Source organism: Shimia sp. (genome assembly GCF_041624275.1).
Taxonomy (GTDB): domain Bacteria; phylum Pseudomonadota; class Alphaproteobacteria; order Rhodobacterales; family Rhodobacteraceae; genus Shimia.
Genome location: NZ_JBFJVE010000100.1, coordinates 1 through 10,878, shown reverse-complemented (window position 1 = coordinate 10,878; position 10,878 = coordinate 1). Strand labels below are relative to the sequence as shown.

The following is a 10,878-nucleotide window of genomic DNA, read 5'->3' as shown; positions in this document are numbered from 1 at the left end:
GCGTCCTCGGCCGGGTCGGCGCTGCGCGGCTGGGTGCCCTTCATCGGCCGGGTCTCGATACGGCCCGAGGCATCGGTGCGAAAGAACAGCTCGGGCGAGCGGCTGAGCAGGTCCGGCAGCCCGTCCTGCAGCACCAGCGCGCCATGGCCGACCGGCTGCTGCGCCGCCAGCGCGGCGTAAAGCGCGCGCGGATCGCCGGAAAAGGGCGCCTCGAGCGGGAAGGTCAGGTTGGCCTGATAGATGTCGCCGGCGCCGATCAGCTCATGCACCCGCGCGAAGGCGGCGCCATACTGCGCCGCGCTCCAGCGCGGGGTGAACTGCCCGAGCGTGAAACCGCCGGGCGGCAGGGGCCCCGCCGCGGCGGGTGCGTCATAAAGGCCGAAGCGGATCAGCGGCAGGCGCCGCCGCGCCGGCATCCGCGCCGCGAGCCGGGGCTCGAGCGCATAGCCCAGCTCGTAGGAGGCATAGCCCGCCAGCCAGAACCCGTCGCGGCGGGCGCGGTCGAGGGCCGCGAGCGCGGCGGGCACTTCGGCGGGAGTTTCGGCCACGACCATGCCGCGCGCGGCGCGAAACTCGGCCGCCCGCCCCTCCGGCCCGTGGTCAAAGCGAATCTCCAAATCAGCCCCCATTGCGCGATCTGGCGCCCGTATAATGGCTGCCGGGCCGATTGACAGGGTCGAAAGCGGCAATTCGTGTCAACGAACCGATCCCCCTTGCACCTTGTCCCGCGATAGTTATAACCCACGACAATTTGCGATTTCGGGCGACTCCACTCCCTCCTGCTCGCCCCAACACCCGAGGTCCGCCATGCCCAAAAGAACCGACATCTCCTCGATCATGATTATCGGGGCCGGCCCGATCGTGATCGGCCAGGCCTGTGAATTCGACTATTCGGGGGCGCAGGCCTGCAAGGCGCTGCGCGAAGAAGGCTACCGCGTGATCCTTGTGAACTCGAACCCGGCGACGATCATGACCGACCCCGGGCTGGCCGATGCCACCTATATCGAGCCGATCACCCCCGAGGTCGTCGCCAAGATCATCGAGAAGGAGCGCCCCGACGCGCTGTTGCCGACCATGGGCGGGCAGACCGGCCTCAACACCTCGCTGGCGCTCGAGGAAATGGGAGTGCTGGAGAAATTCGGCGTCGAGATGATCGGCGCCACCCGCGACGCCATCGAGATGGCCGAGGACCGCAAGCTGTTCCGCGAGGCGATGGACCGTCTTGGCATCGAGAACCCGCGCGCCTCGATCGTCACCGCGCCCAAGAAGGACAACGGCGAGGCCGACCTTGACGAAGGCGTGCGCCTGGCGCTGGAAGAGCTGGAGGACATCGGCCTGCCGGCGATCATCCGCCCTGCGTTCACCATGGGTGGCACCGGCGGCGGCGTGGCCTATAACCGCGAAGACTACATGCATTTCTGCCGCACCGGCATGGATGCCTCGCCGGTGAACCAGATCCTCGTCGACGAAAGCCTTCTGGGCTGGAAGGAATACGAGATGGAGGTGGTGCGCGACAAGGCCGACAACGCGATCATCGTCTGCTCGATCGAGAACGTCGACCCGATGGGCGTGCACACCGGCGATTCGATCACCGTGGCCCCGGCGCTGACGCTGACCGACAAGGAATACCAGATCATGCGCAACCACTCGATCGCGGTGCTGCGCGAGATCGGGGTGGAGACCGGCGGATCGAACGTGCAATGGGCGGTGAACCCGGTCGACGGCCGCATGGTGGTGATCGAGATGAACCCGCGGGTGAGCCGCTCTTCGGCGCTGGCCTCGAAGGCGACCGGCTTCCCGATCGCCAAGATCGCCGCGAAACTGGCGGTGGGCTTCACGCTGGACGAATTGGACAATGACATCACCAAGGTGACCCCGGCCTCGTTCGAGCCGACCATCGACTATGTGGTGACGAAAATCCCGAAATTCGCCTTCGAGAAATTCCCCGGCTCGGAGCCCTATCTGACCACGGCGATGAAATCGGTCGGTGAGGCGATGTCGATCGGCCGCACCATTCATGAATCGCTGCAAAAGGCGCTGGCCTCGATGGAATCGGGCCTTACCGGCTTTGACGAGGTGGAAATCCCGGGTGCGCCGGACAAGGCCGCCGTCATCAAGGCGATCAGCCAGACCACCCCGGACCGGATGCGCACCATTGCCCAGGCCATGCGCCATGGGCTCAGCAATGAAGAGATTCACCAAGTCACCATGTTCGACCCGTGGTTCCTCGAGCGGATCCGCGAGATCGTGGATGCGGAAAACGATGTGCGCGAAAACGGCCTGCCGTCGGATGAACGGGGGCTGCGGGCGCTGAAGATGCTGGGCTTTACCGATGCCCGGCTGGCCAAGCTGACCGGCTATAGCGAAGGCGACATCCGCAACAAGCGCGTCAAAGCCGGCGTCACCGCCGTGTTCAAGCGCATCGACACCTGCGCCGCCGAGTTCGAGGCCCAGACCCCCTATATGTATTCGACCTACGAAGCGCCGATGATGGGCGACGTCGAATGCGAGGCGCGGCCCAGCGACAAGAAAAAGGTCGTCATCCTCGGCGGTGGCCCGAACCGGATCGGCCAGGGCATCGAGTTCGACTATTGCTGCTGTCACGCCTGCTATGCGCTGACCGACGCGGGCTACGAGACCATCATGGTCAACTGCAACCCCGAGACCGTGTCGACCGACTATGACACCTCGGACCGTCTGTATTTCGAGCCGCTGACCTTCGAGCATGTGATGGAAATCCTGCGCGTCGAACAGGAGAACGGCACCCTGCACGGCGTCATCGTGCAGTTCGGCGGCCAGACCCCGCTGAAACTGGCCAATGCGCTGCATGACGAGGGCATCCCGATCCTCGGCACCACGCCGGACGCCATCGACCTTGCCGAGGACCGCGAGCGGTTCCAGGCGCTGGTCAACGAACTGAAGCTGAAACAGCCCAAGAACGGCATCGCCTCGACCGACGCACAGGCGCTGGCAATCGCCGAAAGCATCGGCTTCCCGCTGGTGGTGCGCCCCTCGTATGTGCTGGGTGGCCGCGCCATGGAGATCGTGCGCGACATGGGCCAGCTCGAGCGGTACATCACCGAGGCGGTGGTGGTTTCGGGCGACAGCCCGGTGCTGCTGGACAGCTATCTGGCCGGCGCGACCGAGCTTGACGTGGACGCGCTTTGTGACGGCAAGGACGTGCATATCGCCGGCATCATGCAGCATATCGAAGAGGCCGGCGTGCATTCCGGCGACAGTGCCTGTTCGCTGCCGCCCTATTCGCTGGACGCGGGCATCATCGAAGAGATCAAGATCCAGACCGTGGCGCTGGCCAAGGCGCTGAATGTGGTCGGGCTGATGAACATTCAGTTTGCGGTCAAGGGCGATGAGATCTTCCTGATCGAGGTCAACCCGCGCGCCTCGCGCACCGTGCCCTTCGTCGCCAAGGCGACCGACAGCGCCATCGCCTCGATCGCCGCCCGGCTGATGGCCGGCGAGCCGCTGACCAACTTCCCGCTGCGCCCGCCCTACGAGGAAGGCGCCGACATCGCGACCCCGCAGCCGATCGCCGACCAGATGACCCTGGCCGACCCGATGATGCCCTGGTACTCGGTGAAAGAGGCGGTGATGCCCTTCAACCGCTTCCCCGGCGTCGACACCATCCTTGGCCCCGAGATGCGCTCGACCGGCGAGGTCATGGGCTGGGACCGCAGCTTTGCCCGCGCCTTCCTCAAGGCGCAGCTTGGCGCCGGGATGATCCTGCCGACCACCGGCAAGGCCTTTGTGTCGATCAAGGATGCCGACAAGACCGACGAGATGGTCGAGGCGGCCCGGATCCTGACCGAACTGGGCTTTGGCATCGTCGCCACCTCGGGCACCGCCGCCTGGCTGACCGAAAAGGGCGTGGCCTGCGAGCGCGTCAACAAGGTCTATGAGGGGCGGCCCAACATCGTCGACACGCTGAAGAACGGCGACATCTCGCTGGTGATGAACACCACCGAGGGCGCCCAGGCGGTCAACGACAGCCGCGAGATCCGCTCGGTGGCGCTGATGGACAAGATCCCCTATTTCACCACCGCCGCCGCCAGCCACGCGGTGGCCCGGGCCATGAAGGCCCGCGAGGAAGGCGAGATCGAGGTCCGCAGCCTTCAGGGCTGAGACCGCAAGGATCCCTGCAGAAGGCCCGGGTTCGTCCCGGGCCTTTTCATTTGCCGCGCGGCGCGACGGTTCTCAGACCAGTTCGCTTTCGGGTTCGACATGGACCGTGGCGCGGGCCGCGGGCAGCGCGGCGGTGACCGCCTCTTCGATCCGGTCGCAGATGTCATGCGCCTCGCCGACGCTCATGCGCTTGGGCACCACCAGATGCATTTCGACGAAGACCACCGAGGCCGAGCGGCGGGCGCGCAGGTCGTGGACCTGCAAGGCCGGTTCGGAGGCCGAGGCCACGGCGGCCTCGATCAGGGCCAGTTCCTCATCGTCGACCGAGGCATCCATCAGCCCGTCGACCGAATCCGACAGCACGTGCCAACCCTCGCGTAGGATGTGCAGCCCGACCAGGATCGCCAGCAGCGGATCGAGAATCAGCCAGCCGGTGGCCAGCGCCAGGAGCAGCCCCGCCACCACGCCGGCCGAGGTGAGGACATCGGCGAGGATGTGGCGGGCGCTGGCCGCCAGCGCCGGCGAGCGGCGGGCGCGGCCGACCCGCAGCAGCACCAGCGCCCAGCCGCCGTTGACCAGCGCCGCCACCACGTTGATGGCGATGCCCGCCGCCGGGGCCTCGCCGAGGGTCGGCGCCGGCAGCGCCGCGATCGCCTCGCGCAGTACCAGCACCGCCGCCAGCAGGATCATCGCCCCCTCGGCCACCGCCGACAGATACTCGGCCTTGCTGTGGCCAAAGGGATGGCCGGCGTCGGCCGGTTTGGCCGCCAGGCGCAGGGCGAAATAGGCGATCATCGCGGCGACCACGTTGACGATGGATTCCAGCGCGTCCGACAGCAGCGCCACCGACCCGGTCCAGCGCCAGGCGACCAGTTTCAGCGCGAACACCGCGAGCGCCACGAGAATCGACCAGAGTGCGAATTTTTGCGGCATGGAAACCTCGGGCGCCTGCGTTCCCTTGGTGATAGACCATGACGGCGCCGGCTTCAATTTCCGCCCCCCGCGCCGGGAAAATGTCGCATCCTTGACCGATGTCGGCTTTTGCGCCCGCCCGACGTGATACAGCGGGGCAAGCACCGAGGAAGCGATACCGAGGAGACGATGTTGACCCCTGCCGAGATGACCCCCGCCAAGAAGAACATGGCGCTTGCCCTTGCCCTGTGCCTGCTGGCGCCGCTGGCCGAAGCCAAGCCCGCCACCTGCCGCGCCTGGACCGGGCTCGAGGTGCCCTATATCGGCGATGCCGCGCTCGGGACTCTTGGCGGCGCCACCGAGGACCGCGCCGGGCGGCCGATCATCCTGCTCAACCCCGAACGGCTGAACGCTTTTGCGCCGCTGGCCCGCGATTTCTGGCTGGCCCATGAATGCGGCCACCACGCGCTGATCCCCGACTACAACACCGAGGCCGAGGCCGATTGTTTTGCCATGCGGTCGCTGCGCAAGAAGAAGATCCGCAGCGCGGCCGAGATGCAGGCCCTGACCGAGGCGCTGCGCGCCCTGCCCGAAGGCGCCTGGGACGGCCACGCCCCGGATGCCGGGCGGATCGAGGCGCTGGCCGCCTGCCCGGCGCGCTGAGGGCTGCCGGTCGCGAGGCCCTGCACGCATCTTGCTTGCGCGGTCATTGCACCGTCGTCGCACCGTCGTCGCACCGTCGTCGCGCGGCGCCATTCTGACGCCGTAACAGGGGCCACCCGCGCGCCTTTGCACGCCCGGGGCCCCTGCCGCGCGGCAATGGCGAAGCCGCTTGGATTTTGGTGAAAAAATCTGACGTTTTGGTCTTGCGCCCGCCCGCCGCTCGGATTAATTAGCGCCTCACCGTTGGGGTGTAGCCAAGTGGTAAGGCAGCGGTTTTTGGTACCGTGTATCGTAGGTTCGAATCCTACCACCCCAGCCAACTTTTCCGAAAATCAATCAACGACAGTGGGTTGGACGACTCCGGGATCGGCATGGCGTCTTGGCGACACTTGCCGGCGACACTTGCCGGTGACACGAAGCCGGTGACGCATGCTGTGGCGCATGATGCCGCGCCCTCGGCGTGGCAGCGCCGCGACGGGCATGGGAAAACCAGTCACCCAATGCGATTGCACGGCAGCTTTCCTGCCCCCCCGGTGGTCAGCCCGAAGAAACGCCGCGCCCCGGACCGAGGCGTTTCAGGCCGTTTTATGCCGGCCCGGCCGTTGCCCCAGATGGCGCCAGCGCATGGGGGTCTCTGACCGCCGGGCGCTGTCCAGGAGCGCGACAACCGCGCCATGCCCCGGCGCCCTGCCGCAAACCGGGTCGGTCGCTGAGGCGTCCCCGGCCAGCGCAAGGGCCTGGCAGCGGCAGCCGCCGAAGTCGATCTCCTTGCGCGCGCAGCCCTGACAGGGGTCCGGCATCCACTCGGTGCCGCGATAGGCGTTGAAGGCGGTGCTGTGGTACCAGATTTCCGCCAGCGGCCGCTCGCGCACGTTTTCGAAACGCAGGTGGGGAATGGTCTGGGCCGCATGGCACGGCAGCACCGTGCCGTCGGGCGCGACGTTCAGACCGGCCGATCCCCAGCCGCCCATACAGGCCTTTGGGTAATCGGCGTAATAGTCCGGCGGAACGAAATCGAAGGCCAGGGTCCCGCGCAGGCGGGCTTCGGCCTCGTCCACGATCGCCTTGGCGGCTTCGGTCTGCTCGCGTGTCGGCAAGAGCTGTGCCCGGTTCTGCGCGGCCCAGCCGTGGAACTGCACGCAGGCCACCTCCAGCCGCCGGGCACCGAGTTCCACGGCCATTTCGATGGTGCGCCCGAGATCGTCGAGATTGTGCCGGTGCATCACCGCGTTCAGGGTCAGCGGGATGCCGCGTTCGCGGATCTCGCTCGCCACTTTCATCTTGCGCTCGAAGCCGCCCTTGTAGCCGCCGATCCAGTCGGCCAGCGCCGAATGCGTTCCTTGCAGCGACAGCTGCACATGGTCCATCCCCGCCGCTTCCAGCGCATCCAGCCGTTTCGCGCTCAGCCCGATGCCGCTGGTGATCAGGTTGGTGTAGAGCCCGGCGTCATGCGCCGCCTGCATCAATTCGACGATATCCGAGCGCGAGGCCGGCTCGCCCCCCGACAGATGCAGTTGCAGAACCCCCATCTCGGCAGCCTGGCGGAACACCTGGCTCCAGGTCGCGGTGTCGAGCTCCTGTTCGCGTCCCAGCAAATCGGTCGGGTTCGAGCAATAGGGGCATGCCAGCGGACAGCGGTGGGTCAGTTCCGCCAGCATGGCGATCGGGGGCGGCGTGCTCATGACGTCACCATTACGAACATCCGCGCCCTGAGCCCGGCGAGAAACCGCTGCACGTCCTCGGCGATCCGGGCCTCGGGCGCGGCATAGGTCGCGGCCAGGTCGGCGATGATGCCGGCGAAGGGGGTTTCACCGTCGACGCGGGACAGAATGGCCTCGCCGATCGCGTCGAGGGCCACCGCCTTTTCCGGCCCCAGAAGCACCCTGCCGCCGCGCACCCGGTCTTCGACCACGCGCACCCCGCGCGGCAGGTAGGGCCGGTCGTCGGGGGCAAGGGCGAGGCTCATGCCATGCCCTCGCCCGGCCGCCATGCGCCGGGCGGCACGCGACCGGGTTCCACATAGGCGCCCCACAGGGCGTCAAGCTGCGCCCAGAGCACGTTAGTCTTGAAGATCAGCGCCTCGCAGGCGGCATCTTCCTTGTCCTGCGTGTCGGCATGTTTCAGCACCCATGCGAGGCCGAATTCGACGTCCTTGGGCGCTTCGGTCAGACGCCTGCGGAAATAGGACATGCTTTCGGAATCGGCGAAATCATAGTGTTTCAGCATGCCTTCGATGCGGCGCTCGTGGATCGACGGGGCGAAGAGTTCGGTCAGCGACGAAGCGACCGCCTGCAACAGCGGCATGTCGCGCACATAGCGCACATAGGCATCGACCGCGAATTGCGTCGCCGGCAGGACACCGCGCCCCGAGGCCACGTAGTCGGGGTCGAGCCCCACCGCCTCGGCCAGTTTCAGCCAGCGGCGGATGCCGCCGCCCCCGTCGACGCCGCCATCATGGTCTTCGATGCGCGAGCGCCATTCGCGGCGGATCTGCGGATCATCGCAGCGCGACATGAACGCTGCGTCCTTCATCGGGATCGCCGCCTGATAGGCCCAGCGGTTGATCACCCAGGCCCGCACCTGATCGGGCGTGCAATCGCCGCTGTGCAGCTTGTGGTGGAACGGGTGCCGGTCGTGATAGCGTTCCGCGCCGATCGCACGCAGGCGGGCCTCGAGCGGCTCGCGGGTCGGGGGGGTATGAGCATTCATGTCGAAATCTCCATTCCGTCGGCCGCAACCGTCCAGCCCGCAGCCTGCACAAAGGCGCGCTCCGGGCTGTCCGGCTGCCAGACCGGGTTCGTGTTGTTGATATGAATGAAGGTCTTGTTCGCGCTCAAACCTTCCAGTTTGGCAATGCTGCCCCCGGCACCGCTGATCGAGATATGCCCCATGCGCCGGCCGGTTTTCACCCCGGTGCCCGAGCGGATCATTTCTGCGTCGTCCCAAAGCGTGCCGTCAAAGAACAGCTGGTCGGCATCCTCGAGGATGGCCAGCAGCTCCGGGGTCACATCGGCGCAGCCGGGAATATAATAGGCAACGCCATCGCCGTCACTCAGGCGCACGCCGACGGTCTGTTCGCCGACCAGATCGGTCTCGACCGTCTCGCCCTCCATGAACAGCGGCACCTTGCCGGGCACCGGAAACACCTGCGCGCTCAGCCCCTCCAGAAGATCGAACGGCTGGCCGATCTCCAGCGCCCTGCGCGTCACCTTGGCGGCAGAAACCGCGTCGAAGACCCGGTTTTCGGCCAGAACGCCGAGGATCTCGGAGGTGCCGAACAGGGTGAAGGGCGACTGTTCGCGCAGGGAAAGCAGGCCTGCGATATGGTCGATATCGCCATTTGTCACCAGGACCGAAGCCAGCGGCGTGTCGCGCAATGCACGCGGGTGCATCTGCGGGCAGCGGTGCATCTGCGCCCGGATATCGGGCGAGGCATTCAGCACCGCCCAGTCGCGCCCGTTCAAGGTCACGGCCAGCGACGACTGGCTTGCCGAGGCGATCTTGCCGCGACGCGCATCGATGCAGTTGGGACAACCGCAATTCCATTGCGGCAGGCCTCCGCCCGCCGCAGCGCCAAGAACCAGAAACCGCATGGCCGTGACCCCGTTCAGTCGCGGATCAGAACAGGTCGCGTTCGTAGTCGCGGCCCTCGTCCTCGGACGGTGCGTACATGTTGATTTCCATGCCGCAGTTCACTTCTTTCAGTTTGGGTGCAGTCCAGGCCATTTCATCCTCCACTAGCCGGTTAGGGTCTCATGATCCTAGCAACACCCCCCTGACCTGCGTATTGGCCTTTGGTCGTAGGCGCGGGCCGAGACCAAAGTCGCATAGGTTGCGGGCGCGGATGGCCCCTAGGCTCTGGTCCATGCGCGCGATTCACTTCTTTCTTGCCGGGATGTTCTGGATCCTGGCGGCCTCGGCCCAGTCGGCCCCGCTCGAGCGGGCGGCCCTGGCGGCGCGGATCATGCCCCCCTTTGCCCTGGGCGAGCCGGTGAACGACAAGGGGGTCTACCAGTTGCTGAACTCCGGCGGCGCCGAGGCCGGCTATGTGTTCGAGACCGAACCGCTGGCACCCTTGCCCGGCTTTTCCGGCGCGCCGATCAACGTGCTGGTCGTGCTTGATCTGGAAGGGAAATTCCTTGACGTGCGCCTGATCGAGCACAACGAGCCGATCTTTGTTTCGGGCCTCGGCGCGGCGCCGTTCCACAGGTTCTTCGAGCAATACCCCGGCCTCGCGCTTTCGTCGTCGATTGTGGTCGGCACCCCCTATGGCGATGCCGGCAAGGGCACGCTGGTCTATCTGGACGGTGTCACCAAGGCGACGGCCTCGGTGCGCATCGCCCATGAAACGGTGATGGCGGCGGCACTGGCGGTGGCGCGGGAAAAGATGCAGGGCATTTCCGCAAGCCCCCCGGCCCGGCCCGACCCCGACCATGACGAAGTGCTGACGTGGCAGGACCTCGTGGCGCAGGGGCTTGTCGCCCGCAAGACGGTCAGCAATGCCGAGATCGACGCGGCCTTTGAGGGCACGCTCTGGGAAGACGACGACCCCGAGGCCAAGGCGGCGCCGGATGCGCCCTATCTCGATATCTGGATCGCCGATCTGGGCCCGCCTGCCATCGCCCGCACGCTTCTGTCCGAGGATGGCTACGCCGAGTTGCAGCGCTTTCTGGACATCTCGAGCGAAGACGAGCCCATTCTGGTGATCGAGACCGCCCGCCACGGGCTGGTCAGCCCCGATTTCGTGCGCAACACCGCCCCCGACTGGCTGTCGGCGGAACAGGACGGGCTGCCGGTAGCACTGCGCGACAGCGACCTGTCGGTGGAGCTTTCGCCGCAGGTGCCCGAGGCGCTGCACGACGGGGCCATGATGATCCTGCGCACCGACCGCCGGCTTGGGTTCGACCCGGCGCGGGACTGGACACTGAACGTCCTTGCCCTGCGCCGGCACGGCATGTTCCGCCCCGAATCCGGCTCGGTCACGCTGACGGTCGACCATGCCACCGACGAAAGGTTCTTTACCCGTCCCGGCGCGGTGAAGCCCGCGCCGCCCTGGCTGGAGGCGCTGCGCAACCGGCAGGGCGACATTGTCGTCCTCGCCCTGTTCCTCAGCGGCCTGGGGGCCCTGCTGCTGTTTGCCATGAACCGGCTGGCCGATGCCCG

General features: G+C 66.8%; 9 protein-coding genes, 1 tRNA gene and 1 pseudogene. 4 read left to right on the top strand and 7 right to left on the bottom strand.

All coding sequences use genetic code 11. The features are described from left to right. Positions 1-629: chorismate-binding protein (locus ABZD10_RS09345; protein WP_372886030.1), on the bottom strand; the 629-nt coding region annotated here is incomplete at its 3' end. Between the two features lie 178 nt (positions 630-807). Between ABZD10_RS09345 and carB the strand changes: the two genes are divergently transcribed. After that, complete coding sequence (carB, locus tag ABZD10_RS09340; RefSeq protein ID WP_372886028.1) at positions 808-4,140, top strand: carbamoyl-phosphate synthase large subunit; 3,333 nt, start codon at positions 808-810, stop codon at positions 4,138-4,140. Between the two features lie 72 nt (positions 4,141-4,212). Here the strand turns inward: carB and ABZD10_RS09335 are convergent, their stop codons facing one another. Next, positions 4,213-5,073, bottom strand: a complete 861-nt coding sequence (locus ABZD10_RS09335; protein WP_372886027.1) for a cation diffusion facilitator family transporter — start codon at positions 5,071-5,073, stop codon at positions 4,213-4,215. A 171-nt stretch (positions 5,074-5,244) separates the two neighbouring features. On the opposite strand from ABZD10_RS09335, the gene ABZD10_RS09330 reads away from it, so the two are divergent. After that, a complete protein-coding gene (locus ABZD10_RS09330; RefSeq protein WP_372886026.1) occupies positions 5,245-5,715 on the top strand; it encodes a hypothetical protein in 471 nt (156 codons plus the stop codon). A gap of 244 nt (positions 5,716-5,959) precedes the next feature. Continuing rightward, positions 5,960-6,034, top strand: a tRNA-Gln gene (locus ABZD10_RS09325). A 256-nt stretch (positions 6,035-6,290) separates the two neighbouring features. Here the strand turns inward: ABZD10_RS09325 and pqqE are convergent. The 5 genes from pqqE to pqqA are packed head-to-tail and all read right to left on the bottom strand — an operon-like array spanning position 6,291 to position 9,441. Continuing rightward, positions 6,291-7,397, bottom strand: a complete 1,107-nt coding sequence (gene pqqE, locus ABZD10_RS09320) for a pyrroloquinoline quinone biosynthesis protein PqqE (RefSeq protein ID WP_372886025.1) — start codon at positions 7,395-7,397, stop codon at positions 6,291-6,293. Next, entirely contained in the window at positions 7,394-7,681 is a 288-nt protein-coding gene (gene pqqD, locus ABZD10_RS09315) for a pyrroloquinoline quinone biosynthesis peptide chaperone PqqD (RefSeq protein ID WP_372886023.1), read from the bottom strand. The genes pqqE and pqqD overlap by 4 nt, the downstream gene beginning before the upstream one ends. Continuing rightward, the gene (gene pqqC, locus ABZD10_RS09310; protein ID WP_372886021.1) at positions 7,678-8,424 is read right to left on the bottom strand and encodes a pyrroloquinoline-quinone synthase PqqC; all 747 of its coding nucleotides are present in this window, start codon (positions 8,422-8,424) and stop codon (positions 7,678-7,680) included. Before pqqC ends, pqqD begins: the two co-directional genes overlap by 4 nt. Continuing rightward, entirely contained in the window at positions 8,421-9,308 is an 888-nt protein-coding gene (gene pqqB, locus ABZD10_RS09305) for a pyrroloquinoline quinone biosynthesis protein PqqB (RefSeq protein ID WP_372886019.1), read from the bottom strand. Before pqqB ends, pqqC begins: the two co-directional genes overlap by 4 nt. A gap of 25 nt (positions 9,309-9,333) precedes the next feature. Then, positions 9,334-9,441 (bottom strand): pyrroloquinoline quinone precursor peptide PqqA, encoded by a 108-nt coding sequence (gene pqqA / locus ABZD10_RS09300; RefSeq protein WP_058312698.1) that lies wholly within the window; start codon positions 9,439-9,441, stop codon positions 9,334-9,336. Between the two features lie 139 nt (positions 9,442-9,580). On the opposite strand from pqqA, the pseudogene ABZD10_RS09295 reads away from it, so the two are divergent. Then, positions 9,581-10,878: pseudogene (locus ABZD10_RS09295) on the top strand (4Fe-4S binding protein); the annotation flags it as partial.

Coding starts and splice junctions, on each gene's coding strand:
- carB (WP_372886028.1), top strand. CDS start 808: ATGCCCAAAAGAACCGACATCTCCTCGATCATGATTATCGGGGCCGGC.
- ABZD10_RS09335 (WP_372886027.1), bottom strand. CDS start 5,073: ATGCCGCAAAAATTCGCACTCTGGTCGATTCTCGTGGCGCTCGCGGTG.
- pqqE (WP_372886025.1), bottom strand. CDS start 7,397: ATGAGCACGCCGCCCCCGATCGCCATGCTGGCGGAACTGACCCACCGC.
- pqqD (WP_372886023.1), bottom strand. CDS start 7,681: ATGAGCCTCGCCCTTGCCCCCGACGACCGGCCCTACCTGCCGCGCGGG.
- pqqC (WP_372886021.1), bottom strand. CDS start 8,424: ATGAATGCTCATACCCCCCCGACCCGCGAGCCGCTCGAGGCCCGCCTG.
- pqqB (WP_372886019.1), bottom strand. CDS start 9,308: ATGCGGTTTCTGGTTCTTGGCGCTGCGGCGGGCGGAGGCCTGCCGCAA.
- pqqA (WP_058312698.1), bottom strand. CDS start 9,441: ATGGCCTGGACTGCACCCAAACTGAAAGAAGTGAACTGCGGCATGGAA.